The 26,222-nt window shown below is 63.5% G+C and carries 32 protein-coding genes; 21 read left to right on the forward strand and 11 right to left on the reverse strand.

Going from position 1 to position 26,222, the window contains the following annotated elements; genetic code table 11:
- Positions 1-29: 29 nt before the first annotated feature.
- The 8 genes from EN861_RS23045 (at position 30) to EN861_RS23080 (ending at position 5,430) form a co-directional block, all read left to right on the forward strand.
- Positions 30-500: a hypothetical protein gene (locus EN861_RS23045; protein WP_127277102.1), complete on the forward strand. Its 471-nt coding sequence runs from the start codon at positions 30-32 to the stop codon at positions 498-500.
- A 21-nt stretch (positions 501-521) separates the two neighbouring features.
- Positions 522-914 carry a hypothetical protein gene (locus EN861_RS23050; RefSeq protein ID WP_127277100.1) on the forward strand — a complete coding sequence of 131 codons (393 nt, stop codon included), beginning with the start codon at positions 522-524 and terminating at the stop codon, positions 912-914.
- On the forward strand, positions 881-1,405 hold the full coding sequence (locus tag EN861_RS23055; protein WP_127277098.1) for a hypothetical protein: 525 nt from the start codon (positions 881-883) through the stop codon (positions 1,403-1,405). Before EN861_RS23050 ends, EN861_RS23055 begins: the two co-directional genes overlap by 34 nt.
- The gene (locus tag EN861_RS23060) at positions 1,380-1,862 is read left to right on the forward strand and encodes a hypothetical protein (RefSeq protein WP_127277096.1); all 483 of its coding nucleotides are present in this window, start codon (positions 1,380-1,382) and stop codon (positions 1,860-1,862) included. The genes EN861_RS23055 and EN861_RS23060 overlap by 26 nt, the downstream gene beginning before the upstream one ends.
- An 89-nt stretch (positions 1,863-1,951) precedes the next feature.
- Positions 1,952-2,857, forward strand: a complete 906-nt coding sequence (locus EN861_RS23065) for a ribokinase (RefSeq protein WP_135865732.1) — start codon at positions 1,952-1,954, stop codon at positions 2,855-2,857.
- Between the two features lies 1 nt (position 2,858).
- Positions 2,859-4,304 (forward strand): amidase, encoded by a 1,446-nt coding sequence (locus EN861_RS23070; RefSeq protein ID WP_135865734.1) that lies wholly within the window; start codon positions 2,859-2,861, stop codon positions 4,302-4,304.
- A 94-nt stretch (positions 4,305-4,398) separates the two neighbouring features.
- Entirely contained in the window at positions 4,399-5,013 is a 615-nt protein-coding gene (locus EN861_RS23075; protein ID WP_127869987.1) for a LysE family translocator, read from the forward strand.
- Positions 5,014-5,106: 93 nt separating this feature from the next.
- The gene (locus EN861_RS23080; RefSeq protein ID WP_127869988.1) at positions 5,107-5,430 is read left to right on the forward strand and encodes a hypothetical protein; all 324 of its coding nucleotides are present in this window, start codon (positions 5,107-5,109) and stop codon (positions 5,428-5,430) included.
- Positions 5,431-5,502: 72 nt separating this feature from the next.
- Here the strand turns inward: EN861_RS23080 and EN861_RS23085 are convergent, their stop codons facing one another.
- Positions 5,503-6,444, reverse strand: a complete 942-nt coding sequence (locus EN861_RS23085) for a nucleoside hydrolase (protein ID WP_127280991.1) — start codon at positions 6,442-6,444, stop codon at positions 5,503-5,505.
- Between the two features lie 302 nt (positions 6,445-6,746).
- On the opposite strand from EN861_RS23085, the gene EN861_RS23090 reads away from it, so the two are divergent.
- A complete protein-coding gene (locus EN861_RS23090) occupies positions 6,747-7,172 on the forward strand; it encodes an Hsp20 family protein (RefSeq protein ID WP_013893014.1) in 426 nt (141 codons plus the stop codon).
- 64 nt (positions 7,173-7,236) lie between these two features.
- Positions 7,237-7,494 (forward strand): DUF1150 family protein, encoded by a 258-nt coding sequence (locus tag EN861_RS23095; protein WP_127869990.1) that lies wholly within the window; start codon positions 7,237-7,239, stop codon positions 7,492-7,494.
- 65 nt (positions 7,495-7,559) lie between these two features.
- Here EN861_RS23095 and ptsN read toward each other — a convergent pair whose 3' ends face one another.
- The 6 genes from ptsN to lptC all read right to left on the reverse strand — a co-directional run bounded on the left by ptsN (position 7,560) and on the right by lptC (position 12,993).
- A complete protein-coding gene (gene ptsN, locus EN861_RS23100; RefSeq protein ID WP_010911486.1) occupies positions 7,560-8,024 on the reverse strand; it encodes a PTS IIA-like nitrogen regulatory protein PtsN in 465 nt (154 codons plus the stop codon).
- A 57-nt stretch (positions 8,025-8,081) separates the two neighbouring features.
- Positions 8,082-8,666: a ribosome-associated translation inhibitor RaiA gene (gene raiA / locus EN861_RS23105; protein ID WP_127279801.1), complete on the reverse strand. Its 585-nt coding sequence runs from the start codon at positions 8,664-8,666 to the stop codon at positions 8,082-8,084.
- Between the two features lie 383 nt (positions 8,667-9,049).
- Positions 9,050-10,576 (reverse strand): RNA polymerase factor sigma-54, encoded by a 1,527-nt coding sequence (gene rpoN, locus EN861_RS23110; protein WP_135865736.1) that lies wholly within the window; start codon positions 10,574-10,576, stop codon positions 9,050-9,052.
- Between the two features lie 293 nt (positions 10,577-10,869).
- Positions 10,870-11,688 carry an LPS export ABC transporter ATP-binding protein gene (gene lptB, locus EN861_RS23115; RefSeq protein ID WP_127279799.1) on the reverse strand — a complete coding sequence of 273 codons (819 nt, stop codon included), beginning with the start codon at positions 11,686-11,688 and terminating at the stop codon, positions 10,870-10,872.
- Positions 11,688-12,293: an LptA/OstA family protein gene (locus EN861_RS23120; protein ID WP_127279798.1), complete on the reverse strand. Its 606-nt coding sequence runs from the start codon at positions 12,291-12,293 to the stop codon at positions 11,688-11,690. The genes lptB and EN861_RS23120 overlap by 1 nt, the downstream gene beginning before the upstream one ends.
- The gene (gene lptC, locus EN861_RS23125) at positions 12,280-12,993 is read right to left on the reverse strand and encodes an LPS export ABC transporter periplasmic protein LptC (RefSeq protein ID WP_127279797.1); all 714 of its coding nucleotides are present in this window, start codon (positions 12,991-12,993) and stop codon (positions 12,280-12,282) included. The genes EN861_RS23120 and lptC overlap by 14 nt, the downstream gene beginning before the upstream one ends.
- A gap of 357 nt (positions 12,994-13,350) precedes the next feature.
- Here lptC and sppA point away from each other — a divergent pair, with 357 nt between their 5' ends.
- From sppA to EN861_RS23145, 4 genes are all read left to right on the forward strand, one after another.
- The gene (sppA, locus tag EN861_RS23130) at positions 13,351-14,307 is read left to right on the forward strand and encodes a signal peptide peptidase SppA (RefSeq protein ID WP_135865738.1); all 957 of its coding nucleotides are present in this window, start codon (positions 13,351-13,353) and stop codon (positions 14,305-14,307) included.
- Between the two features lie 79 nt (positions 14,308-14,386).
- Positions 14,387-14,671 carry an integration host factor subunit beta gene (locus EN861_RS23135; RefSeq protein WP_006200394.1) on the forward strand — a complete coding sequence of 95 codons (285 nt, stop codon included), beginning with the start codon at positions 14,387-14,389 and terminating at the stop codon, positions 14,669-14,671.
- 39 nt (positions 14,672-14,710) lie between these two features.
- Positions 14,711-15,091, forward strand: a complete 381-nt coding sequence (locus EN861_RS23140; RefSeq protein WP_127279749.1) for a LapA family protein — start codon at positions 14,711-14,713, stop codon at positions 15,089-15,091.
- A gap of 37 nt (positions 15,092-15,128) precedes the next feature.
- A complete protein-coding gene (locus EN861_RS23145; RefSeq protein WP_135865741.1) occupies positions 15,129-16,094 on the forward strand; it encodes an ornithine cyclodeaminase family protein in 966 nt (321 codons plus the stop codon).
- Here EN861_RS23145 and EN861_RS23150 read toward each other — a convergent pair.
- The 3 genes from EN861_RS23150 to EN861_RS23160 form a co-directional block, all read right to left on the reverse strand.
- A complete protein-coding gene (locus EN861_RS23150; RefSeq protein ID WP_135865743.1) occupies positions 16,084-16,521 on the reverse strand; it encodes an EVE domain-containing protein in 438 nt (145 codons plus the stop codon). The genes EN861_RS23145 and EN861_RS23150 overlap by 11 nt on opposite strands.
- Positions 16,518-16,898: a VOC family protein gene (locus EN861_RS23155; protein ID WP_127869994.1), complete on the reverse strand. Its 381-nt coding sequence runs from the start codon at positions 16,896-16,898 to the stop codon at positions 16,518-16,520. The genes EN861_RS23150 and EN861_RS23155 overlap by 4 nt, the downstream gene beginning before the upstream one ends.
- Positions 16,899-16,972: 74 nt before the next feature.
- Complete coding sequence (locus EN861_RS23160) at positions 16,973-17,662, reverse strand: YafY family protein (protein WP_127869995.1); 690 nt, start codon at positions 17,660-17,662, stop codon at positions 16,973-16,975.
- Between the two features lie 91 nt (positions 17,663-17,753).
- Between EN861_RS23160 and EN861_RS23165 the strand changes: the two genes are divergently transcribed.
- The 7 genes from EN861_RS23165 (at position 17,754) to EN861_RS23195 (ending at position 25,383) form a co-directional block, all read left to right on the forward strand.
- On the forward strand, positions 17,754-18,236 hold the full coding sequence (locus EN861_RS23165; protein ID WP_135865745.1) for a DUF1772 domain-containing protein: 483 nt from the start codon (positions 17,754-17,756) through the stop codon (positions 18,234-18,236).
- 90 nt (positions 18,237-18,326) lie between these two features.
- Positions 18,327-19,418, forward strand: coding sequence for a class I SAM-dependent rRNA methyltransferase (locus tag EN861_RS23170; protein ID WP_127869997.1), 1,092 nt, complete (start codon positions 18,327-18,329; stop codon positions 19,416-19,418).
- Between the two features lies 1 nt (position 19,419).
- Entirely contained in the window at positions 19,420-20,277 is an 858-nt protein-coding gene (locus EN861_RS23175) for an RNA methyltransferase (protein ID WP_127869998.1), read from the forward strand.
- Positions 20,278-20,290: 13 nt separating this feature from the next.
- Complete coding sequence (lspA, locus tag EN861_RS23180; RefSeq protein ID WP_135865748.1) at positions 20,291-20,788, forward strand: signal peptidase II; 498 nt, start codon at positions 20,291-20,293, stop codon at positions 20,786-20,788.
- A 55-nt stretch (positions 20,789-20,843) separates the two neighbouring features.
- Positions 20,844-21,833, forward strand: a complete 990-nt coding sequence (locus EN861_RS23185; RefSeq protein WP_135865750.1) for an MDR family oxidoreductase — start codon at positions 20,844-20,846, stop codon at positions 21,831-21,833.
- A 140-nt stretch (positions 21,834-21,973) separates the two neighbouring features.
- The gene (locus EN861_RS23190; RefSeq protein WP_135865752.1) at positions 21,974-24,265 is read left to right on the forward strand and encodes a PAS domain-containing hybrid sensor histidine kinase/response regulator; all 2,292 of its coding nucleotides are present in this window, start codon (positions 21,974-21,976) and stop codon (positions 24,263-24,265) included.
- A 242-nt stretch (positions 24,266-24,507) separates the two neighbouring features.
- Complete coding sequence (locus tag EN861_RS23195) at positions 24,508-25,383, forward strand: GNAT family N-acetyltransferase (protein WP_245512092.1); 876 nt, start codon at positions 24,508-24,510, stop codon at positions 25,381-25,383.
- A 100-nt stretch (positions 25,384-25,483) separates the two neighbouring features.
- Here EN861_RS23195 and EN861_RS23200 read toward each other — a convergent pair whose 3' ends face one another.
- Complete coding sequence (locus EN861_RS23200; protein WP_135865756.1) at positions 25,484-26,116, reverse strand: trimeric intracellular cation channel family protein; 633 nt, start codon at positions 26,114-26,116, stop codon at positions 25,484-25,486.
- Between the last annotated feature and the right edge of the window lie 106 nt (positions 26,117-26,222).

Raw genomic sequence — 26,222 nt, forward strand, 5'->3', positions numbered from 1 at the left:
GGGCGGTCCGACTTAATAGGAGGGTCTCTATGACGTTGTTTCGCACCACTGTCGGTGCAGCCTTGCTTTTCGCGTGCCTGGACCACGCCGCGATGGCCACAACGCAGAATGTCATTTTCAACGGCACGGTAACCGCGACCTGCACGCTCGTTGTCGGCTCCAACGGCACGATGACGGTGAGCCCCGACCTCCAGTCGCTGAGCTCGCACAACAGCGGCGGTTCGGCTGGAACAGTCACGCTCACCACCACCGGAGGTGTTTCGCTGAGCGTCGATCCGGTGACCCTCACCACCGTGCCGGCCGCCGACAGCACGGCCACCACCTGGACACCGACCTATTTGTCCAGCGGCGCCCACACGATCGCGGAAACGGGTTCCTCCACCGCCCTGACCGCCCCCGGCGCCGACCTTGTCTCGGTCCATCTCGCCGGCACCAAGGGTGGCAGCAACCGCTTCGCGAACGGCAACTATCAGGCAACCGTAACACTGCGCTGCGAATAGGCCGTCGCGAAGGAGGGATCCTTGAAACATGCTCTGAACCTGGCGGCGGCATTGGCCGCCGGATTGATGCCCATTGCCGCGGGCGCCCAGTCGATGTCGCCGATGCGGGGTGAGGTCAACAGTTTCACCGACGCCTTCGCGGTCCGCGTGTTCCCCGCCAATCCCTACGACCGGAAGATCAAGGTCGAAATCCACGTCTACGATCAGGATTTTCAGCCGGTGGACGCCAAGATCTCTCCAAGTGTCTTCCAATTGGGCTCGCAGGCTTCCCGCCCTGTCCTTGTGGTCGTGCCCTTCGGCGGCGCTGCCGAGCGTAAAGTGCGTATCTGTACCGAGAGCATCCCCTTTCCCAATCAACAGACGCAGATAAGGGCACAGATATGCGGAAAGTTTTTTGGGCACCGCAAGTCCTGACGCTGGCGCTCGCGGTTGCTGTGACCAGCACCGCTCCAACCCAGGCCCAGGAACAGATTTACAATCTCAACCAGAACGAGAACGGCTTCAACTTGCCCGGTGTCACTCTGCCCCAGGGCCAGGACGAGGTTCACGCCGCGGATGGCACCACTTGCCGTTCCGCCGTTTCCGGTTCCGGTGCCTATGTCGATCTCGGCGTTATCAGAGGCAACAGCCAGACGAACAATGGCGTCGCCACCTATGGCCGGGTGGTGATCCCGATCGGCCGGACGCCGAAGCGTCTCGACTGCAGCCGGCTCTATGAACTCGAGGTGCAGCGCCTTCAGATGGAGCTAAAGCTGTTGAAGATGGGCGTCAATGTCGACGGCGGCACGACCGCGAGCGTGGCCGCAAGCGCTCCCGCCACCGCTGCCGCATCACCTGGATGGGCCAACGAAGGCTGGAGCATCAGGACCGGAAACAGCGATGGCAAGAAAAAGAAGAAGAAATAACCGGGCGCTGCTTGCGATGGCCGCACTCGCCGGTTTCTGCCTTCCGGCGCAGGCGGCGATCATCGGCACCTGCACCATCATGGTCGGGGCATCGGGCACGATGACCGCAAATCCGGCCATCGGCATACTGGGCTCCAAGCAGGCAGGCGGATCGAGCGCCAATGCCACCGTGGTGGCTAGCTCCCTGCTGTGCTCGATACTTAACCTGCTTGACTGTTATTCTGTTTCAGCGCCCGCGCCTGCCGCGTTCTCGTCGGCGCCGAGCGGCGGCGGCACCAACGTGACCTTCGCCTCGGTCTACCGCCTCGATGGCTCGGGGGTCGACAACAATGGGGGCGTGCCGCAAAGGGTCGTCAACGGCACCCACGCCATGCAGATCGACCTCACCGCCACCAAATCGAGCGGTATCTTCCCCGCCGGCAACTATCAGGGCATCGTCACCGTGCGATGCGAGTGAGGCAGCAAATCGCGCTGGACCATTCGCGTGGTCTGGCATCGAACGGCCTGGCAGGGTAGCTTCCCGTGCGTTCAGCAGGAGGCACTTTCTTGATAGTCGTTGTCGGCTCGATCAACCTCGACCTTATCGCCAACGTCGACCGCTTGCCGAGCCCCGGTGAGACGGTAAGCGGTTCCAGTTTCTCGACGGCGCCTGGCGGCAAAGGGGCCAACCAGGCATTGGCCGCCGCGCGTGCCGGCGCTCAGGTGCGCATGGTCGGCGCCGTTGGCAAGGACAATTTCGCACCCGAAGCACTGGCGTTGCTGCGTGAGGCCAAGGTCGACCTGTCTGGCGTGGGAGAGACCTTTGCCTCGACCGGCACGGCGCTGATCATGGTCGGCGACGACGGCGAGAACATCATCGCCGTGGTGCCCGGCGCCAATGCTTCCGTGGTGCCCGGCGACCTCTCCAAGGCTTTTCTGAAGAAGGGCGACGTCGTGCTGCTGCAGCATGAGATTCCGCTCGCGACGATCGATGCGGCACTCGACCAGGCAAGGACGGCCGGCGCGGTCACTGTCCTCAACACCGCTCCTTTTCATGGCGAGGCAGCCGCCTTCCTCGGCAAGGCCGACTACGCGGTCGCCAATGAGACCGAGTTCGACCTCTATGGTGAAGCGCTGGCCTTGAAGGGTCGCGATCGTGCTGCACGCATGCGCGATTTTGCCGGGAAAACCGGACGCACCATCGTCGTCACCCTCGGCGGCGATGGCGTGATGGCGGCGACACCGAGCGATTTCCTGACTGTTCCCGCGCTGAAGATCACGCCGGTCGACACGGTTGGGGCCGGCGACACGTTCTGCGGCTATTTCGCCGCCGGCCTGTCGTCGGGCCTCACGCTCGAACAGGCACTTGCGCGTGCCGGCGCTGCCGGCTCGCTCGCTTGCCTCAAGCCCGGCGCCCAGCCGGCGATCCCGCTGGCGAAAGACGTCGAGCAGGCCTTGCAAGAGGCCCGTTGAGATGATGCGCCCCCGCACGAAGCATGCCGTACCCGCGGCCAGCGACATCTGTCGCCTGTCGGCTGTCGAACTCGTCGACGCGATCCGCCGAAAGAAACTCTCCGTGCGCGAGGTGGTGACGGCTTTCCTGGACCGCATCGATGCGGTCAACCCGCAGGTCAACGCCATCGTCTCGCTGCGAGACCGCGCCGATATCCTGCGCGAGGCCGACGCCGCCGATATCAGGCGGACGGATGGAACCGGCGCGCTCTTTGGCCTTCCCATCGCCATCAAGGACCTTGCCTCCACAACGGGCCTCAGAACCTCGTTCGGCTCGCCGATCTTCGCCGATTTCGTGCCGCAAGAAGACGATTTCTTCGTCGAACGCATCCGCGACGCTGGCGCCATCATCATCGGCAAGACCAATGTTCCCGAATTCGGGCTCGGCTCCAACACCTACAACAACGTCTTCGGGCCAACGCTGAACGCCTTCGATCCGGCGCTGACCGCCGGCGGCTCGAGCGGCGGCGCGGCGGTGGCGCTGGCGCTGGACATGGTGCCGGTCGCCGATGGCAGCGATTTCGGCGGTTCGCTGCGCAACCCGGCTGCCTGGAACAATGTCTACGGCTTTCGGCCATCGCAGGGGCTCGTGCCCGGCGGTCCCGACTTCGAGGTTTTTCACGCGCAGATGGGCGTCGAGGGGCCGATGGGCCGCAACGTCGCCGACATGGCGCTGTTGCTCGACGTGCAGGCCGGTTACCATCCGCAAGCGCCTCTCTCCTATGAAAAGCCGGGATCCTTCCTCGAAGGGCTCGCGCCACCGGCGACCGGCGGCCGCGTCGCCTGGCTCGGCGATCTCGGCGGCCATCTGCCGGTCGAGCCCGGCATCCTCGACCTGTGCGAGGCAGCGCTGGCACGGTTCACGGATGCATCCTTCCGGACCGAGCCCTTGCGTCCGGATTTCGATTTCGAGGCACTCTGGCAGGCCTTCGTGACGCTGCGCCAGGCCAGCAGCGGCTGCGCGCTGAAAGTGCACTATGACGATCCCGCCAGGCGCAGGCTGCTGAAGCCGGAAGCCGTCTGGGAGGTGGAAAACGCCATGCGGCTGACGGCGCCGCAGATTCGCGCGGCCTCGGTCATGCGCACGTCCTGGCACCGGATGCTACTATCGATCTTCGAACGCTTCGACCTCATCGCGCTGCCGACCGCGCAGGTCTTTCCCTTCGATGTCGGCACCCATTGGCCGCGCGAGGTCGCCGGGCGGGCAATGGACAGCTACCATCGCTGGATGCAGGTTTCAGCCTTCGCCACCTTGGGCGGTTGCCCGGCGGTCAATGTCCCGGTCGGCTTCGACGACAGGGGCCGGCCCATGGGCATGCAGCTGATCGGTCGGCCACGCGGCGACCTCGCCGTGCTGAAGGCCGCGGTCGCCTATGAGACGACCCTGCCCTGGCCGGCCGGCGCCTGAGCCACGTACGACGCGCGCTGGCTTGCTTCGCCCTCGCCGTCATGCATTGATTGTCGCCTGACAGGCCGCGACAGCGGCATTGCGAGGAAAAATCATGTCGCTGGAACTCTACGCCGCCTATGTTCTTGCCTGCATCGTCATCATTCTGGTGCCCGGTCCGACGGTCACCTTGATCATCGCCAACAGCATCCGCCACGGAACCCGTGCCGGCCTCGCCAACGTCGCCGGCACGCAGGCTGGCCTTGCCGTCATGATCGCCATCGTCGGCATTGGGCTCAACACGCTGATCGCGGGCATGGGCCACTGGTTCGAATGGGTCAGGCTGATCGGTGCGGCCTATCTGATCTGGATGGGCGTGCAGATGTTCCGCTCAAAGGGCACGCTGAACGCCGACGGAACCGCTCGGAAACCCCGCGGTGGCTTCTTCCTGCAGGGCTTGGCTGTGGCGCTCAGCAATCCAAAGACGCTGGTCTTCTTCGGCGCCTTCTTTCCGCAGTTCATCTCTCCCGCCGGCAACTACCCGCTGCAGATCGTCATCATGGGCCTCACCGCCATGATCTTCGCCGCCATGTCGGATTCGACCTATGCGCTGGCCGCCGGCCGCGCCGGGCGCATGCTCTCGGCCAGCCGCATCAAGCTCCTGTCGAGGATCAGCGGCAGCTTCATGGTCGGCGGCGGCCTGTGGCTGGCGTTTTCAAGGTCGAAGTAACGGCAGCCGAGGCCGGCGCCGCGTTAAAGCTGCGTCGGCGGCTGATTGAAAGTCTACTTTCCAGCTACCACATGAATCGACATTGAGGGATTCATGTTTTCACCGTCGACTTATGAGGGTTTGAAGAGGAACGCGCCCAGCGTGGTCTTCTTCTCCGGTTTTTTTGCGATAATGTTCATATTAGCCCAGAGTAAGTGGGAGAATGACGCAACGCCGATTCGATCAATCGACCCGATCAACGCGACGATCGAAGGCGTTTACTGGCACTGGACCAGCACGTCTCAATATGGATTGTTCCTGGAGAACAACGCTCTGGTTTTCGTTGACGACGATCGACCCCGCCTGATTGGCTCCCGTGTCAAAATTGAGCGCGTTACCCGCGACAATGGCTCCGTCTTCTACCGGTTTGCCGATTGAGGGGCTGTTCGTCGTGTGCCGACACGCCATGAACTATCAGGTCAGACTGCTCAATCGCCGAGAAATGGGGCCCTAAAGCCGCCCCAACCTCTCCACCAGCAGCGCGAAAAACCCATCATGGTCGATGTCGCGCATGACCATGGCGTTCTTTTCCCGCTTGGTGACACCCCACCAGTCGACCACGGTCATACCCATGGTCAGTTCTGAGGCGGTCTCGACGCTGACGTTGCAGTGGCGGCCCTTGAACAGCTCCGGCTTCAAGAGATAGGCGATGACGCAGGGGTCGTGCAGCGGCCCGCCGTCAGTGCCGTATTTGCCCTCGTCGTAGCGTTCGAAGAACTCCAGCATCTCGGCGGTCGCGGTGCCGACCTTGGTGCCCAGTGCGCGAAAAGCCTGTATGCGCTTGGTGGTGGTCAGCGCCTTGTGGGTGACGTCGAGCGGCATCATCACGATCGGGATGCCGGACTTGAACACCAGGTCGGCGGCCTGCGGATCGACATAGATGTTGAATTCGGCCGCGGGCGTAACGTTGCCGCCCTCGAAGAAGCCGCCGCCCATCAGCACGATTTCCTTGATGCGCGGTGCGATGCGCGGTTCGCGGATCAATGCCAGCGCTATGTTGGTGAGCGGCCCGAGCGGGCAGAGCGTGATGGTACCGCTCTCTTCCCGCATCAGCGTCTCGACGATGAAATCGACGGCATACTGCGCCTGCAGCTGCATCGTCGGTTCGGGCAGCTGCGGCCCGTTGAGGCCGGTCTTGCCATGCACTTCCTCGGCGGTGACCAGTTCGCGCGCCAACGGACGGATGGCGCCGGCATAGACCTTGACGTCCGGCCGACCGGCCAGTTCGCAGATCTTGCGGGCGTTCTTTTCGGTCAGTTTCAGCGGGACGTTGCCGGCAACGGCGGTGACACCGACGATGTCCAGTTCGCTACTGCCGAGCGCCAGCAGAATGGCGACGGCATCATCCTGGCCGGGATCGGTGTCGATGATGATCTTGCGTGGTTGGGGCATTTGAATTCCTTGTTTAGCTGGCCATCAGCTCACCGGGCCGATCGTGCGCCCGAAAGACGCCAACCGGCTGCAAGCTGCCGAGCCGCTTGACGGGGAACGGTCCCGGCCTGCGCGCTTCTCGTTGCATCCGCGCGTCGTTTCAAGCGCCATGGCGATTATTCCTGTGAGTCCACGACCTGGTCTTTTTGGGCGGGTCTTTTGGTGGCTTGAACTTGGCCGCGGGGCGGACCATATCAAGACCATCGGGAAAAATGCCATCCGGGTTTTTCCAGTTTATGTCGCTCTTGAGAGGACAGTGTAACATGAGCCGAATGACGCCTTTCTCCAGCCCGCTTCTCCTGGGTTTCGACGCCATGGAAAAGACGCTGGAGCGCCTGGCGAAGTCCGGCGACAGCTACCCTCCCTACAATATCGAGCGCCTCAGCGGTGCCGACGGCAAGGCCGAAAGGCTGCGCATTACACTCGCCGTCGCCGGTTTCGCCGAAAGCGATCTCGATGTGACAACGGAGGAAAACCAGCTGGTCGTGCGCGGCCGTCAAACCGACGACACCGAGCGCGAATTCCTTCATCGCGGCATTGCCGCGCGCCAGTTCCAGCGCTGTTTCGTGCTGGCCGACGGCATGCGGGTGATCGCGGCGGAACTGAAGAACGGCCTTTTGTCGATCGACCTCGATCGGCCGGAGTCCGAACGGCTGGTACGGAAAATAAATATATCGGTGAAAGACTGATCTTCACTGAGGGCTCTCATGCGGGATGGCCTTGAGCGGCGTCCTCGCGCCAAGGAGGCTTGAAATGACCAGAACTGACGAAATCATCACTATGACCAGCGGCGAGTTCGCCCATCTCGGCGAAGGCTCGGTCGCCTATCTGCGCAAGGTCTCGAGCGACGAACTGCTCGGCCGCTTCCCCAACATCGGTGAAATCGCGCCCGGCATGGAGCTGTGGGCCCTGTTTGGCGCCAACGGCCAGCCGATCCTGCTTTCCGATGCGCGTGACCGTGCTCTGGCCGGCGCCATGGAAAACGATTTGACCACCGTCGCCATTCATTAAGGCGGGACGGAAACGAAAGGGCCGCTCACGGCGGCCCTTGGGGTGATATCTTAAAGAAGATGACTTCAGGCCGCGTGCGAGGCCTGCGTGTCCGACAAAAGCGCATGGATCGCCGTGGCGTCACGCGTTCCCCTGATCTTGGCCACCGTGTCGGCATCGCGCAGCACGCGCGCGATGCGCGACAGCGCCTTGAGGTGATCGGCACCCGCCCCTTCAGGCGCCAGCAGCAGAAACACCAGATCGACCGGTTGGTCATCCAGCGATTCGAAATCGACTGGCGTTTCCAGCCGGGCGAAAACGCCGGCGATGCGCTTCACGCCGGCAAGCTTGCCGTGCGGGATGGCGATGCCGTTGCCGACGCCGGTCGAACCCAGGCGCTCACGCTGCAGGATGGTGTCGAACACCTCCCGTTCCGGAATGCCCGAAATCGCCGCCGCCCGCTCGGACAGCAATTGCAGAAGCTGCTTCTTGGAGTTCGCCTTCAACGCCGGCAAAATCGCCGGAACGCTGATAAGATCGCTCAGATCCATACTTGAAAATCCTTGTTCGCCTGCCGCGCCAGTCCCCACCCCTCGTGCGGCTGGCTTTTATCCCTGTGCGACTTTGGTCGTGGACGGATCGATCCAGCCGATGTTTCCGTCGGGCCGGCGATAGACGATGTTGAGATGGTCGGTTCCGGCATTGCGGAAAACAACCACCGGACTGTCCTTGGTATCGAGCTCGATGACGGCCGAGGCCACCGACATGGTCTTCAGCGTCATGGTTGATTCGGCGACGATGGCCGGTGCGAAATCCTCCGGGATTTCCTCATCGTCATCGGCAAGCGGTGCCATCACGGTATAGGCAATGTCGGTCAATTCGCCGTTGCCATTGCCCGAATTGTGCGATTTCAGACGGCGCTTGTAGCGCCGAAGCCGGGTCTCCAGCCGATCGGCTGCGGCCTCGAAGGCCAGCGTCGGATCCTGGGCATCGCCGGTGGCTTGCAGCGAGGCGCCTGAATCCAGCCGGATCATGCAATCCGCCGAATAGCGCGAGCCCGATTTGATGACGGTGACGTGTCCCGCGAAGCCGCGATCGAAATATTTGCCGATCGCTTCACCGACCCGATCGTTGATGCGTGTGCGGAACGCATCGCCGATATCCATGTGCTTTCCCGATATGCGCAGATTCATCTGAAAACTGACCTTCCTTGCTCAGGCTTCAAACTGGCCCGAGTTTATACTCGTGATCCGTGCGCACAAGCTTTGCGGCGTCACTCGCGCCGATTTAAATCCGAACTTTCCGGTTGATCACAAGCCGCCTTCTTGACCGTCCCGGGGTCATGTCGTGACGGACCATCCGCTAGCGGGCATCAGGCCCGTCTCATGCGGGCGGGCTTCTAGCCACTTCACCGTGGCTTGTCAATGAAACTCGAAAACTGTGGAAATCGTGAGCGCATGGAGCTGTCCATCATTTCACGGAAACGCCGCTCCATCTCTTTGCCTTGGCGCAATTGCCAAGGGAAGCGCTATGCGCTTTTCCCGGGAAACCGCTTTACAATTTTCCTGGACTTGCTCTAGCGGCCGGCGCTGGCGAGCGCCCGTTTCTCGCGCCGGCGCTGCACCGACGAGGGAATATTCATGCCTTCCCGGTATTTGGCGACCGTGCGCCGGGCGATATCGACGCCGCTTTCCCTGAGCATGTCGACGATAGCATCGTCCGACAGCACATCGACGGGCTTCTCCTCGTCGATCATTTGCTTGATGCGATCACGCACCGCTTCGGAGGAATGCGCTTCGCCACCGCCCGATGCCGCGATCGAGGCGGTGAAGAAATAGCGCAGCTCGAACACGCCGCGCGGGGTTAGCATGTATTTGTTCGCTGTGACGCGGCTGACCGTCGATTCGTGCATGCCGATGGCGTCGGCCACCGTGCGCAGGTTGAGCGGCTTCAGATGGCGTACGCCATGGACGAGGAAGGCGTCCTGCTGGCGCACGATTTCCGAGGCCACTTTGAGGATCGTCTTTGCCCGCTGGTCGAGGCTGCGCGTCAGCCAATTGGCGTTCTGCAGGCACTCGGCCAGGAAGTCCTTCTCCGCCTGGTTCTTCGCGTGCGGCGACACCTGGGCGAAATAAATATGGTCGACCAGCACGCGCGGCAGCGTTTCGGCATTGAGTTCGACGGTCCAGCTCCCGTCATTGGCCGCCCGCACCTCGACATCGGCGACGATGGCGTCGCTGGCGCCGCCCGAAAAAGCCATGCCGGGCCGCGGGTCGAGCGCCCGGATTTCGGCCAGCATGTCGAGCAAATCCTCCTCGTCGACGCCGCAGAGCCGCTTCAGCGTCTGGAAATCGCGCCGTGCCAGCAGTTCGAGATTGGCGACCAGGGCCTTCATCGCCGGATCGAGCCGGTCACGCACGGCAAGCTGCAGGGAAAGGCATTCCGCGAGATCGCGGGCGAACAGGCCGGCCGGCTCGAAGGTCTGGCATACGGCCAGCACCTTGCCCACCGCCAGGCTGTCGATGCCGAGCCGCGCGGCGATCTCCGCCAGATCGGCCCTGACATAGCCGGTCTCGTCGAGCCCATCGGAAAGTTCTCCGGCGATCAGCCGCGCAACGGGATCGGTGAAGGCAAGTGCGATCTGCTCGCCGACATGGTCGCGCAGCGTGATCGCGCTCGCCGCCATGTCGCCGGCATCGAGCCCCTCGGACGAGGAGCCGCCGCCGCTGCCCGAAGCCGATTTCCATTGCGCCGTCAGGTCGGGCCCGAGCCGTTCGCTGGTGCCGGGATCATCGGGAAACAGGTTTTCCAGGGACGTATCGAGCTTTTCCGAGATCGCCTCGGCGCTCCATGCCGTCTCGTTCTCGAACCAGTCGCCGTCGGGGGCGGCTTGCGGCTCAGCCTCGAGCTTCTGCGCCTGATCGCTCGCGGCATCGTCCTGCGGCTCGGCGCGCTCCAGGAGCGGATTGCGCTCGATCTCCTCGTCGATGAAATGCTCGAGCTCGGCATGGGTGAACTGCAGCAGCCGAATCGACTGCATCAGCTGCGGCGTCATCACCAGCGACTGCGACTGTCGGAGCTGTAGTTTCGCCGCCAACGCCATGGCTCGGTTTCAAACGCCTCCTGAACGCGTCCGGACTTCCGGAATGAATTTCACGGCGGGCATAGAAACTGGCCCGGCTTTTGCTTGTCAAGGCAAAGCCTAGCAAAACCCGCTTACCGGAGCGTTATCTCGCGGCAAAACCGCGAAAAAACAGGCCGCACCGCCAGAAAAATCGTGTCAGGAAACAAATTTCACGCTCAGAGCAATTCCAAGAGCCGGGGAAAAAACAGCTTCCTGGCCGGAACTTCGCAAAAAACAGACGCAGCGAAGCGGCGTGTAGGACAAGGAATTGCTCAGAGGGTAAAACCCTCGCCGAGATAAAGCCGCCGCACGTCGGGATTTGCCACCACTTCGTCGGCGCGGCCATGGGTCAGCACCTGGCCGGCGTGGATGATATAGGCACGGTCGATCAGGCCGAGCGTCTCACGCACATTGTGGTCGGTGATGAGGACACCGATGCCGCGCGCCGTCAGGTGACGCACCAATTGCTGGATGTCGGCGACCGCGATCGGATCGATGCCGGCGAAGGGTTCGTCGAGCAACATGTAGGCCGGACGCGTCGCCAGCGCGCGCGCGATTTCCAGGCGCCGCCTTTCGCCGCCCGAGAGCGACATGGACGGCGCCTTGCGCAGATGGCTGATGTGGAATTCCTCGAGCAGTTCGTCGAGGTTGCGCTCGCGGACCTTGCGGTCTTTTTCCACCACTTCGAGCACGGCGCGGATGTTCTGTTCGACATTGAGGCCGCGGAAGATCGAGGCCTCCTGGGGCAGATAGCCGATGCCGAGGCGCGCGCGGCGATACATCGGCATCGAGGTGACGTCGAAGCCGTCGATCTCGATCGTGCCTTCATCCACCGGCACCAGGCCGGTAACCATGTAGAAGCAGGTCGTCTTGCCGGCGCCGTTAGGGCCGAGCAGCCCGACGGCCTCGCCGGCGCGTACGCCCAGCGTGACGCCGCTGACGACCTTGCGGCCCTTGTAGCTCTTGGTCAGTCCCTTGGCGATCAAGGTTCCCTTGAACTTCGCCTTGTCGGCGGTGACCGTGGCCGGAGCCGAAAGCTTGCCTGCGGCCCGTCCCGGAAGACGCGCCGTCAGCGACGACAGGCTGGCCATCAGGGGTTCGTCGCTCCCGATTTCGACGCATCCGATTTCGGCGGCGGCGTGATCGACATCTGCACGCGCTGCCCAGCGCATGGATCGACCTGGGCCAGTCCGCTTTTCATCTGCACGGTGAGCTTGCAGCCGACCAGGACATTGTCGTTTTGCGACAGGACGACCTTTTTGCCCGAAAGCACCAGCACCTGGCTCTTCATGTCGAAACTGCCCTGATCGCCGGTAGCGACCTGCTGATCCGACTTGATGTACACCTTGTCGGAGATTTCGAGATGGTCGATATTGGCCGAGCCGGTCATCGCAGCGCCCGCGGCTTCCGTGCCCTTGGCCGCGGCATTGGCATCCTTGATGTAATAGACCATCATCTTGCCGGCCTTCATCAGCGTCGGCCCCTGGACGACGGTGACATTGCCCGTGAAGATGGCGACATTCTCGGCTTGACGCACTTCCAGCTTGTCGCTTTCGATCTGGATCGGCTTGTCACCGGCCAGTTTGAGGCCTGACACCTGACTGGCGGCAGACGACTGCGCCAGCGACGGCGCCAGGCTGAGCAGGAGCAGCGCCGAAGTTGCGGCCGCAAGCCGTGTCGAACTATTGAGCCACATTCGCTTCTTCGCCCTTTGCCTCAGCCGCCTTCAGACTGGCGGCATCAATGTTGACGCGCACCCTATTCTCGAACACCAGGATCTTGCCATTGTCCTGGACCGACAGGGAATTCGCTGTGATCTGCGACCCGCCACGGCTGACATCGACGGGATCATCCGTCTTCATAGTGCCTTTGCCCATGTCGAGGAAGACCGATTTGAACTTGGCCTGCATGCCGTCGGTCGTGGTGATGGTGACGTCGCTGTCCAGTTTCATCGTATTGCCGTCGCGATCATAGGTGCCACGCGAGGCTTTTACCGCCGCGACATTGTCGGGAGCGATCGGCACCTTGGCGTCGATGCCCTCGAGCTCGATGATGCCTTGCGTGCTCACATCCTGTATCGCCCGCAGCGCCGTCATCGAGTAGGGCTGCTTCTGCTTGGTGAAGCCATTGAGTTTGGGATTGGCCATCACCAGCTTGCCGTTGGAGAAGGCGGTGCCTTCAGCCTGCACCGCGACGGAAACGGGGGCGGCGAGATACGAATAGATCGGGAAGGCGACGGCGATCAGCGCCGCGGCCAAGGGCACGGCGAATTTGAGCACGCGCACGCGGCGCGAGTGACGCTGAGCGCGGTCGAAAGCCTCGTCCCGCGTCCAGCCATCCTCCGGGGGAGCCAACTCCGTCTCCGGGCTGGCCGGTTCATTCGGTCGCGCTAACATGACTGCTTTCTTCTAAAACCCGCCCCCGGGGAGCACCGCCTATAGGTGGGACGCCAGCGTCCTCACGCAAGCACAAGCCGACGAAAACCGCAAAAATGTGACAGCTGCCATTGCACAAACGAAACCCGGGTCAGCGCAATAGCCAGTGCTTCATAGCAGAAATAGTCGCCCTTGCGTCTTTTTTCATCACCGAAGTTCTTCCCACTTACCTTGCGTCCCCCGCACAGACCAGTCACAAAACAGACAGCATAAGGACCGTCGCGCGCGGATTGCCGCGCCATGTGCGGGATGGAACTGCTTCCCGATGGAGACATCATGGTCTAAAAGCGTCTCTTCCCGCTGACTGTGAGGCTGACGATGGCATTGAGAGCCGACGACCTGATCGACCGCCGCCGCTTGCGGCGCAAGCTGACTTTCTGGCGTGTCGCGGCCTTTGGCATCGTGGCGCTCGGGGTGATTGCGCTGTCGGCCTGGTTCTATGGCGACGATTTCGGCGGCTCCACCGTCGACCACATCGCCAAGGTCAGGATCGAAGGCACCATCACCGAGGACGACGAACTGATCAAGCGGCTGGAGACCATCCGCCAGTCGGCGAAAGTAAAAGGCGTGATCCTGGTGATCGATTCTCCCGGCGGCACCACCGTCGGCGGGGAATCGATCTACGAGGAGGTGCGCAAGCTCGCCGCCGACAAGCCGGTCGTGGCCGAGGTCGGCACGCTCGCCGCGTCGGCGGGCTACATGATCGCAAGCGCCGCCGACCATATTGTCGCCCGCAAGACCTCGATCGTCGGCTCCATCGGCGTGCTGATCCAGTATCCTGACGTCAGCGGCCTGATGGACAAGCTCGGCGTCAAGCTGGAGGAGGTGAAATCCTCGCCTCTGAAAGCCTCGCCCTCGCCCTTCAAGCCGACCAATGACGACGAACGCGCCATGGTCCGCAAGCTCATCCTCGACAGCTACGACTGGTTCGTCGGCATCGTCGCGGAACGCCGCAAGATGACGCACGAACAAGCACTGGCGCTCGCCGACGGTTCGATCTTCACCGGCCGCCAAGGTGTTGCCAACGGGTTGATCGACGCCGTCGGCGGCGAGTCCGTGGCCATCGACTGGCTGGCGACCAAGGGTGTCGATGCCAAGCTCCAGGTGGTCGAATGGAAGGACACGGAACGGCGCGGCGGCTTCCTGTTCTCGAAGGCGATGGCACGCACGATCGCCGGCGCGCTCGGCTTGCCGGATTCCGGCGGCGACGTCATCCATGAACTTGGCGCCAACCGCTTGTTTCTTGACGGTCTCGTTTCCGTCTGGCACCCTTGAGACGCGTTGGGACAGCTGAAAAAGCAAATAAAATCATCCTGATAATTTTGGCCGAACTGCTTTCACGGGGACCCGTCTGATGATCAAGTCCGAGCTTGTGCAGATTATTGCCACGCGCAATCCGCATCTTTTCCTGCGCGACGTCGAAAACATCGTCGGCGCGATCTTCGATGAAATCACCGACGCGCTTGCCGAGGGCAACCGGGTCGAATTGCGCGGCTTCGGCGCTTTTTCGGTGAAGAATCGACCCGCCCGCACCGGCCGCAACCCGCGCACCGGCGAGTCCGTCGAGGTCGAGGAGAAATGGGTGCCGTTCTTCAAGACCGGCAAGGAACTGCGTGAAAGGCTGAACGGCGGCAAGTAGCCGGACTGCCTTGTCCGGCCGCTTGCAACGGAAAACATCATGCTCAATCGCTTCATGCTCATCGTGGTCTTCGTGCCCCTGGCGATCATCTTGATCGCCTTGGCCGTTGCAAACCGCGAACTCGTCGCCTTCACGCTGGATCCATTCAATCCCGGCAATCCCAAGCTGACGCTGACCTTGCCGCTGTTCATCTTCCTGTTCCTGGCGCTCGCCATCGGCATGATCGTCGGCAGCCTGGCGACCTGGGTAAAGCAAGGCCGCTACCGCAAGCTGGCGCGCCAGCGCGGCGCCGAGGCGGAAAACCTGCGCCAGGCGGTCAGCCGCGCGCCCTCAGTGCCCCAGGGGCCAGTCCAAGGGTCGGTCCAAGGGTCGGCCCAAGGACCGGCCCAAGGACCGGCATTGCCGAAGCCGACCACTTGAATCGCAGGCCGGCGCATTTCTTTTCACGGAGCTTTTCATGCTGACCATTTCGGCTGCGGAGGTCGATCGTGCGCTGACCTTTCCTGGACTGGTCGAGACGCTGCGCACTGCTTTTCGCGAGGGCGCGGTGCAGCCGGTCAGGCATCATCACGCGGTCGAGAGGCCTGATGGCGCGGCGTCGACCCTGCTTCTGATGCCGGCCTGGACCGATTTTCACGCCGCCGGCGGTTCGGCCGGCGGCCATATCGGCGTCAAGATCGTCACCGTCTCGCCCGACAACAACGCCATCGGCAAGCCAGCCGTGATGGGGCTCTATCTCCTGCTCGATGGCGGCACCGGCGAACCGGAAGCCCTGATCGACGGCCAGCGGCTGACGCAGTGGCGAACGGCCTGCGCCTCGGCGCTCGCGGCGTCCTATCTTGCCCGCGGCGATGCCTCGCGGCTGCTGGTGGTCGGCGCCGGCGCGCTCTCACCCTTCCTCGCCAAGGCGCACAGCGCCGTGCGGCCAATCAAGACAATCCGCATCTGGAACCGTACCCCGGCCAACGCCGAGAAAGTCGCGGCCGATCTGTGCGCCGAGGGCTTCGCGGCCAGCGCCGCGACCGATCTCGATGCCGAGCTTGGCCAGGCCGACATCGTCTCCTCGGCGACAATCACCACCAAGCCGCTGGTCAAGGGTACGCTGCTGCGGCCGGGAACCCATGTCGATCTGGTTGGCGGCTTCACCCCGACGATGCGCGAAAGCGATGACGACGCGATCATGCGCGCCCGCGTCTATGTCGACACCCGCGCCGGCGCCACCAAGGAGGCCGGTGACATCGTCCAGCCACTGGCCTCCGGCGTCCTGAAGGCGGAAGCCATCGTCGCCGACCTGCACGAACTGGCGCGCGGCCAGAAGCAAGGCCGCGGCAGCCCCGACGAGATTACGCTGTTCAAGTCGGTCGGCGCGGCACTCGAGGATCTTGCCGCCGGCATTGCCGTCTACAAGGCACTCAGGGGCTAGTCGAAGCCAGTTTGGCGCCCATCGCCCCTGCGATTAGGGCAAAATCGGCCGCGCTGATCGGAAACAGGCCAAAGCGCAGCTGGTAACCCCAGTTCGATTTGCCTGCGGTGAATTCCAGCCTCTCAAGCAATGGCTTGATCGGCGTTTCCCCGGCCTGCGCCCAGCCGACATCACGGCGGAACGGCGTGAAGCCGCCGCCCATCTCGCCTTGATAAGGTTCTCCTTCCCGCACCGTGCCGATCGCCGTGAACGCCTGCAGACCGTCTTTCTCCCCCAAAACGGTGGTTGGCGAGTAATAGACGATGCCGTCGCCGGGCCTGACGCGGCGCAGAGGTGCAGCCTTGCCGTGGTTAACCTGCATGAAGCCGCCCTGCCGGCCGCGCCGGACATGCTGCGCCGACGCCACCGCGATCCAGCAGGCGTTCATGCCTGTCCTCCCGCGTTCAGCCAGTAAACACGCAAACGGTGATTGTCGGGATCGAGCGCAACGAAAGTGCGGCCGAAATCCATGTTCGTCGGCGGCTGCAATATCTTCAGGCCGCGCCCGGCCCAGTCGGCATGAGTGGCGTCGACCGCGTCGGGTGTCTCCAGGGCAAAGACGATCTCGGCGCCGCCGCCCACGGCAGTCGCGGCCGGCTCGACCGTATGACGCGACCACAGCCCGAGCTTGAAGCCCGCATCGAGCACGAACAGCACGAAGGTCGGTGCGCTTTCGACCGGCTCGCGTCCCAGCAGCGCGCTGTAGAAGGCGCCGCTCTCGAGCGGCTGATCGACATAGAGGATGACAAAGTTCGGGGTGGTCATGTCTGTTCTCCAAGGGGCGGTGTTTCGATTTGGAGACCTTAGAACAGGCTACTGTCAGATTCTGGCAGTATCCGTTAGGAGCCGCGAGGCCTGTCGAACGTTGCCCGCCATTCCTTGAGCATCGCCTGGCGCCGACGTGGATAGCGTGTGTCGATTGGCTTCAGCTCCGCGATGCGGTCCGTGCGAAAATGCCGGAAATCCTGCCGCGTCTCGCACCACGCCACCACGACCCGCACCTTGTCGAAGAAGCCAAGCGCAAACGGCCAGACGACACGTTGCGAGGCGGCGCCGCCAGCATCGCGGTAGTGGAAAGCGAGCTTGCGTTCGTTGCGGATGGCCTGCCGCACCAGGCCGAGATCAATACCCTCGATGACTTCCGCCGGCGGCCCGACCAGCAGCGTCGAGGCATCGAGATCCTCACGCAAATCGTCGGGCAGCACGGCCGCGATCTTGGCCAGCGCGTTGGCGGCAGCAGCCGAAAGACGCCGGTCCGGCTGCTTGGCGACCCAGCGCGAACCAAGCACAATGGCTTCGATCTCCTCGTCGCTGAACATCAGCGGCGGCAGCATGAAGCCGGGCTTGAGCACATAGCCAAGTCCCGCCTCGCCCTCGATCGGTGCGCCTTGCCCCTGCAACGTTACGATGTCGCGGTAGAGCGTGCGGATCGAAATCCCTAGTTCATCGGCCAATGCTTGCCCGCTCACCGGCCGGCGGTGCCGGCGCAGCGACTGAATGAGGTCAAGCAGGCGTTCGGAACGGGACATTGGCGGCAATCCGGAAAGGGCCAACGATAGGGCCGGAGCGCAGGCGACCACAAGCTGGGGAACAGCCGTGGCCCGGAAGCGTTCAGTCACCATGCAGATATATGGTTTCCTGCTGTTCTGGTCCGCCTTGACCGCTCTGGTCGGCGCGCTCAGCCTCGGACCGTCCTTCGCCCATGTCCTGGAATCGCTGCCGCGGCTTTCGCATTGGCCGCCGGTCCTCTGGCGCGAGACGACGGTTTTCAACGGTCAGTTCCTGCTCTTTGCCGTCATCGGCGCACCGCTGGATATCGCGGCGATCGCCTGTCCGGCATTATTGGCATGGCTGATCCATGAGGATCGCCGGGCATTCTGGTTCGCATTTTCCGCCGCCCTGCTCTATGCACTGTCGCTGATATTCTGGATCGTACTCGTCAAGCCGGCCAACGATGTCCTTGCCACCTGGGTGCCAGGCCCGATTCCCGATGATTTCGAAGCCATCCGCCTGCGTTGGGAGACCGGCCATATGGTTGTCACGGCGTTCAAGGCCGCAGGCTTCGTCTCACTGGTCCTGGCCCTGCTTACGATCAGGCGCTGAGCTTTCCGGCAAGGCAATGTCGCGCGCGTTTGTTGCGCCAATGGGCGTAGCTGTGGCAGAAGCGGGCCAGACCGCCGGAGACGATGCTTCTTGAAATCCTTCCGCGACAAACGCCGCGACGATCGCTCGCACCAGCCGGCGAAGGGTGGGGCCGCGCAATCGCGCACGCCAGAGAACCGCGCGGCCGTGCGGCCTGATTCCCGGCCGCGTGAGCAGCAGGCCGCCAGGGCCGAGGATCGGACCGAGCCGAAGCCAGCGGCGCGCATCATCGCTCGACGCGACGGCGCCCTGCCCGCCGAGCAACTCCCGGTAATCCTGGAAGTCGCTCCCAACGCCGATTATGCGTTGCTCGACAGCGGCGCGGGACAAAAACTCGAACAATACGGTCCCTACCGCATCGTCCGGCCTGAGGGCCAGGCGATCTGGCAGAAGGCTCTCCCGGCAAGGGATTGGGAGCGCGCCGACGCCATCTTCACCGGCGACACCGACGAGGAAGGCATCGGCCGCTGGCGCTTCCCCAAGACGCCGCTCGGCGAAACCTGGCCGATGAAGCATGACGGCATTGACTATCTCGGCCGTTTCACCTCGTTTCGCCATGTCGGCGTCTTTCCCGAGCAGGCTTCGCACTGGGATCATATGGCAGGGCTGATCGCGGCGGCCAGGCGCCCCGTCAAGGTGCTCAACCTGTTCGGTTATACCGGCCTTGCCTCGCTGGTGGCGGCGCGCGCGGGCGCCGAGGTCACCCATGTCGACGCCTCGAAGAAGGCGATCGGCTGGGCGCGCGAAAACCAGGAGATGGCCGGCCTTGGCGGCAAGCCGATACGCTGGATCGTCGATGACGCGGTGAAGTTCGCCGAGCGCGAGGAGCGTCGCGGCAGCCGCTACGACATCATCCTGTTCGATCCGCCGGCCTATGGCCGCGGCCCCAAGGGCGAGGTCTGGCAATTGTTCGAGGACCTGCCTGATTTGACGGACCTCTGTCGCTCGATCCTGACCCCAAAACCGCTCGCCGTGGTGCTGACCGCCTATTCGATCCGTGCCTCCTTCTTCGCCATCCACGCCCTGATGCGCGACACCTTCGCCGGCATGGGCGGCAAGGTTGAATCGGGCGAGTTGATCATCCGTGAAAAGTCCGCCGGCCGGGCGCTTTCGACTTCACTGTTTTCGCGCTGGGTGGCCTGACATGAACGAACGGCACGCCGGCGCACCCGGCCAGGTGAAGGAAGTCACCAGTCTTGCCAATCCGCTGGTCAAGGACATCAAGGCACTCGCCTTGAAGAAATTCCGCGACCAGCAGAACGCCTTCATGGCCGAAGGGCTGAAGCTGGTCATCGATGCGCTCGATCTGGGCTGGCAGATCAGGACGCTTGTTTTCGCCAAGGCCGGACGCGGCAACGCGGCCGTGGAAAAGGTCGCGGCGCGCACGGTTGCCGCCGGCGGCACCGTGCTCGAAGTATCGGAAAAAGTGCTTGTCGCCATCACCCGCCGCGACAATCCGCAAATGGTGGTCGGCGTCTTCTCGCAGAAGTTCCTGGCCCTGAAGGACATCAGTGCCGACAATGGCGATGTCTGGGTCGCGCTCGACCGGGTGCGCGATCCCGGCAATCTCGGCACCGTCATCCGCACCGTCGATGCCGTCGGCGCCAAGGGCGTCATTCTGGTCGGCGACACAACCGATCCGTTTTCGGTGGAAACGGTGCGCGCCACCATGGGTTCCATTTTCGCCGTGCCAGTGGCGAAGGCAACGACCGAGGCGTTCCTTGCCTGGCGCGGCGGCTTTTCAGGTCTCGTCGCGGGCACCCATCTGAAAGGCGCGGTCGACTACCGCTCGGTCGATTTTTCCCGCGGGCCGGTGTTGCTGATGATGGGCAACGAGCAGCAGGGCCTGCCCGAAAGCCTGGCGGCGAGCTGCGACAGGCTGCTCAGGATTCCGCAGGCAGGCCGTGCCGATTCGCTCAATCTCGCGGTCGCCACCGGCATCATGCTGTTCGAGATCAGGCGCGGCGCGCTGAAACTCGAACCAATCCCGGACCAGCAATGAAGGTTGTCCAATCGTGAAATCATGGTCTGCCTACGCGCTGCTCGTCATCGTGGCCATCGCGCTCGACCAATGGATAAAGACACTGGTCGAGGCCGGCCTGCCCTTCCAGGAAAAGCTCGACCTGCTGCCCTTCCTGGCGCTGTTTCGCACCTACAACACCGGCATCGCCTTCTCGATGTTCTCCTCCTTCGGCGACACCGGCCTCGTGGTCATCGCCGTGCTGGTCGTCGCTTTCGTGCTTTACCTCGCCACGCGCACGCCATCGGGCCATGTCATCGCCCGTACCGGCTTTGCCCTGATCATCGGTGGCGCGCTGGGCAATCTGATCGACCGTGCCGTCTACGGCCACGTCATCGATTACATCCTGTTCCACACGCCGGTCTGGTCCTTCGCCGTCTTCAACCTTGCGGACGCCTTCATTTCCGTGGGTGCGGCACTGGTCGTGTTCGACGAACTCATCGGCTGGCGGCGTGAACCCAAACCTTCGAACGCCAAGCCTTCCAAAGATTGACCCCGCGCGGCCATCGCCGCACAGTCAGACGCCAAGCAAGTTCGCGGAGAGAAAGATGACCGAAACGTTCAAAGCCATCCTCGTTTCGCGCGACGCCGAGAAAAAACAGTCGGTCGCCGTGACTGATCTCACCGACGCCGATCTGATGGAGGGCGACGTCACCATCGCGGTCGAGGCGACGACGGTGAACTACAAGGATGGACTGGCCATATCGGGCAAGGCGCCGGTGATCCGCCGATGGCCGCTGGTGCCGGGCATCGACCTTGCCGGCACTGTCATCTCCTCTTCCAATCCCGACTGGCGCAAGGGTGACAAGGTCATCCTGAACGGCTGGGGCGTTGGCGAAACCCATTTCGGCGCCTATGCCGGGCGCGCCCGCGTGAAGGGCGACTGGCTGGTGCCGTTGCCGGAGAGCATGAGCGCGCATGATGCCATGGCTGTCGGCACCGCCGGCTACACGGCCATGCTCTGCGTCATGGCATTGGAGCGGCACGGCATCCTGCCTGATCGCGGCCCTGTCGTAGTGACGGGCGCTGCCGGCGGCGTCGGTTCGGTCGCGGTCTCCATCCTGTCCAGCCTCGGCTACCATGTCGTCGCCTCGACAGGCCGCAATGCCGAAAGCCCTTATCTGATCAATCTTGGCGCCGCCGAAGTGATATCGCGCGACGAGCTCAACCAGCCCGCCAAGCCGCTGGCCAAGGAGCGCTGGGCCGGTGGTATCGATTCGGTCGGCAGCCACATATTGGCCAACGTTCTGTCGATGACCTCCTATGGCGGGGCGGTCGCGGCCTGCGGCCTCGCCGGTGGCATGGATCTGCCATCGAGCGTGGCGCCCTTCATCCTGCGCGGCGTCTCCCTGCTCGGCATCGATTCAGTGATGGCGCCGAAGGCCGTGCGCCTCGAAGCCTGGCGGCGCATCGGCTCCGATCTCGATGTGGACAAGCTCGCCAGCCTGTCCACGACCATCGGCTTCGACGGCATCATCGGTGCGGCACACGACATCGTCGATGGCAAGATCCGCGGTCGCGTCGTCGTCGACATGTGACCGGACTGAGGGATCGCAGGCCGGACGGAATTGCCACATCGGGCGGCAAATCGGTCTTCGCCGGGGCAAAAACCCCGATCCGCTAAAATTCGAACGATCCCCCGCAATTTTCCATAATGTCTGTCTGGCAAGGATTTCGCATGATCGCGGAATCCGACAGCCAACGGGCCGACCCTGGCGACGACATCGTTGCGGCACCGGCGCAAGCGCCGGCAATGGCGCGGCGGTTTATCGCCGCGCCGCCGCTGGTGCCCGATCAGCAACCGGCCAAGCGCGAAGGCCTGCCGATCCTGACCTTCGTTGTCATGGTGCTGGCCGGCCTCTCCTACCTGACCGGAGCGCCGGTCTTCATCAGCCTTGCGTTGCTGGCAACAGGCCTTGCCGGCCTGGCCATGCACCTGCACGCCAGGCGCAGCGTACGCCGCAGTACGGTCCTGCTCGACGAAACCACCGCCCGCAACCGCGCCGAGATCGAGACGCTGGCCGACCGCATGTGGGAGATGCAGGAAAGCGAGGAGCGCTTTCGCGGTCTCATCGACGCGCTCGGCGATCTCGTCATCCATCGCGACCGCGACGGTTACATCGTCTATGCCAACAAGGTGTTCGCCGACCTTGTCGAAACCGATCAGCGCGACCTTGCCGGCAAGACGCTGGCCGAACTCGGCATCGAGGTCGGCATCGTTCCCGATGCCGCTTTCTCCGACCATGAATGCCTGAGTTCCACCGACGTCGCCATCCGCACGCCCACCGGGCCGCGCTGGTTCTCCTGGATCGAGCTGTCCGTGCGCGACAAGGACAGCGATGCCGTCTCGCATCGCGCCATCGCCCGCGACATCACCGCACGCAAGCGCGCCGAATCGTCCATGATCACGGCGCGCGAACGGGCCGAGTTCGCAAGCCAGGCCAAGTCGCGTTTCCTCGCCACTGTCAGCCATGAGATCCGCACGCCGATGAACGGCATCATGGGCATGGCCAAGCTGCTCGCCGACACCAGCCTGTCGCCGGAACAGCAGACCTATGTCGGCGCCATCTCGACCTCGGCCAGCGCCTTGCTTGCCCTGATCGAGGATCTGCTCGACTATTCCAAGATCGAGGCCGGACGCTTCGATCCCGAACCGCAGCCCATGTCCGTGCGCGAGATCGCCGACAACATCATCGAATTGATGGCCGCGCGCGCCTTCGCCAAGAATATCGGCCTCGGCTGCCATGTCGAACCGGATGTGCCGCAATTGATCACCGCCGATCCGGGCCGGGTCAGGCAGGTGCTGCTCAACCTCATCGGCAACGCCATCAAGTTCACCGACAGCGGCGGCGTGCTGGTCAGCGTCGCGCGCGCCCGCACCGAGACCAGCGACCGCATCTGCTTCACCATCGCCGATACCGGCCCCGGCCTGCGCGACGAGGACATGGAGCGCATCTTCGAGGAATTCGAGCAGGCCGACGGCACCTCGACGCGCACGCATGGCGGTGCCGGACTGGGGCTTGCCATCTCCAAGCGTCTGGTCACCGCCATGGGCGGCACGATTTCGGTATCCAGCCGGCTCGGCCAGGGATCGGAATTCGTCTTCGAGATTCCGGCCATATCGGCTACCGAGCCGCCGCAGGGCCGGCTGAACGCGCTTGCCGGCCGACGCGCCGTGATCCTGTCCAAGAACACCGTCGAGGCCGACGCCATCGCCCGCACCATCCGCGCCAATGGCGGCGCGGCCGGCATCGCCACCACCGTGGCCCAGGCCGCATCCTTTGCCGACGGCTGTGACGTGCTTCTGGTCGACGCGGCCCTGGAAGAGAGTGACGGGAAGCTGCTCAAGCGGCTTCGCCAGCATGGGTTCACCGATTGCGAAGCCGTCACGCTGATCGCACCCACCGACCGCGGCATGCTTGGCGAGTTTCGTGCCAGCGGCTACGCGACATTCCTTGCCCGGCCGGTGCGCGGAGGAACACTTTTGCGTGTCCTTTTGAGCAGCCAGACGCCGGTCCTCGCCCCGCCGCGGCCGGAAAATCGCCGCGCACCGGCGCTTCGTGCCTCAGGCGAACGCCAACAGGGCCTGTCCGTGCTGATCGCCGAGGACAACGACATCAATGCCATGCTGGCCCGCGCAACGCTGTTGAAGGCCGGGCATCGCGTCAAGGTGGTCGGCAACGGCAAGGCTGCCGTCGAGGCGGTCACCGGCGCCGGGCACAAGCACCGCTTCGACGTGGTGCTGATGGATCTGCATATGCCGGTCATGGACGGATTGGACGCCATTGCCGCGATCCGCCGCCACGAGGAGGAAGCCTCCGTACCGCCGGTGCCGATCATGGTGCTGTCGGCCGACAGCCAGGAAAAGACCCGCCATGCGGTGCTCGCCCACGGCGCCAGCGGCTTCGTCACCAAGCCGCTCGACCCCGACGCGCTGGTCAGCGCCGTCGAGGGCCAGGTAGCCGCTTGAGCCGCCTTTTCACGGTGCATGGCAGACGAAGCCCGCCAAAAAAAGCAGCCCGGTTTCGGGCGCCCGCGAAGCCAACGCGCGTAGGCTCTTGTGCCGCAACATAGCCGGTTGACCGTTTTCGCCAGCCGACGAAGTATTGCCCGCGACGCTGTATCACGGTACTGTCACAATCCTGTTGCACCTACACCGTATCCCCGTGCCAAGAGGGATGGCTCGAAGGAGAATCACTCGTGCATACAGTTATGCCGGAATGTGACACTCGGCCGAACGCCAGCAGCGCCTTGCTCGCCGGACGTAATGTCGATTCCATCATAAAAGGCGCAGCGCTCGGCCGTATCGGCAATCTCGAAGTGCGGCTCGCCCGCAACGAGGCCGAGATCGCGGCCGCGCAGGAAGTGCGCTACCGTGTATTTTATGACGAGCTTGGCGCCAGGAAGGATCTGTTCCAGGCGCAGGACCGCCGCGACGCCGATCGCTTCGACCCGCTCTGCGACCATCTCCTCGTCCTCGATACCTCGCTTTCCGGCCCTGAGCACCGCCGCATCGTCGGCACCTATCGCTTGCTGCGGCAAGAAATCGCGGCAACCGCCGGAGGCTTCTATTCCGAAGGCGAATTCGAGCTGACCAAGCTCATCGCCCGTCATCCCGGCCAGCGTTTCCTGGAACTCGGCCGCTCCTGTGTGTTGCCGGAATACCGTTCGAAGCGCACCATCGAGGCGCTGTGGCAAGGCATCTGGGCTTACATCAATCACTACGAGATCGGCGTGATGACCGGCTGTGCCTCCTTCCACGGCACCGTGCCGGCCGCGCACGCCGAGGCGCTCACCTATCTCGCCCATCACTGCCGCACCAACTCGGCCTGGGACGTGCGCGCTGTGTCCGGACGCTATTGCTCCATGGACCTGATGCCGATCGAGGCGGTCAACACCAAGGCGGCGATCGCGGCGATGCCACCACTGGTCAAGGGCTATCTGCGGGTCGGCGCCCGCATCGGCGATGGTTGCGTCATCGACCGCGAATTCTCGACCGTCGACATTTTCGTGGTGATGCCGGTCAAGGAGATCGGGGCCCGCTACGTCAACTATTATGGCGGCGAAGCGCAGCGCTTCGCGGCGTGAGCGAGTAGGCAGTAGGCAGTAGGCAGTAGGCAGTGGTGAAGACGCCACGATTCACGCTTCGGCGACTACTGACAATTTCCCTACTCCCTACTCCCTCTCTTCAGGGAATGTCTTCAGGCCGCCGGCCGGGCCGGCTTTTGTAGGCTTGAAACGTCCAGCCGAAACGGAGCGCACCGCCGCGCACCGCGAACGCCGCGGCGAAGCCGGCCAGTTCTGAAACGATCGGCGGCAATCCTGTGACGTCGCCAGCCGTGAAGATTGCAGCACCTGCGAGAGCGGCCGTAACGTAGATTTCCGGCCTCAGCAGCACCGAGGGCTCGCCGGCCAGCAGATCACGCAGGATGCCGCCTGACGTGGCGGTGAGCACGCCGGTGATGACGGAGACGACCGGCGAACCGGTAATGGCCAGCCCCTTGGCCGCCCCCATCACCGAAAAAGCGGCCAACCCGATGGCGTCGAGCCAGAGCAGCCATTTCCAGCGGGATTCGACACGGTGCGCACCAAAGAACACCAGCACCGCAACCGCCGCGCAGATCAGCACATAGCTGGAGTTGGCGACCCAGAAAACCGGCAGATTGAGGATAACGTCGCGAAGCGTGCCGCCGCCGATACCGGTGACGCTGGCCAGGAACAGAAAGCCGATAATGTCGAGCTGCTTGCGCGACGCCGCCAACGCCCCCGTCGCCGCGAAGACGGCAACGCCGGCATAGTCGAGGAGGGCGATGGGGTTCATGAATTATGCGGTTAAGGGAGCAGGGGAGCAGGGGAGTAGGGGAGTAGGGGAGCATGTTTAGCACGAAGCCGCATGATTCATACGGCTTCCTGTTTTCCTGCCCTAC

The organism is Mesorhizobium sp. M8A.F.Ca.ET.218.01.1.1 (genome assembly GCF_004791165.1).
Classification (GTDB): domain Bacteria; phylum Pseudomonadota; class Alphaproteobacteria; order Rhizobiales; family Rhizobiaceae; genus Mesorhizobium.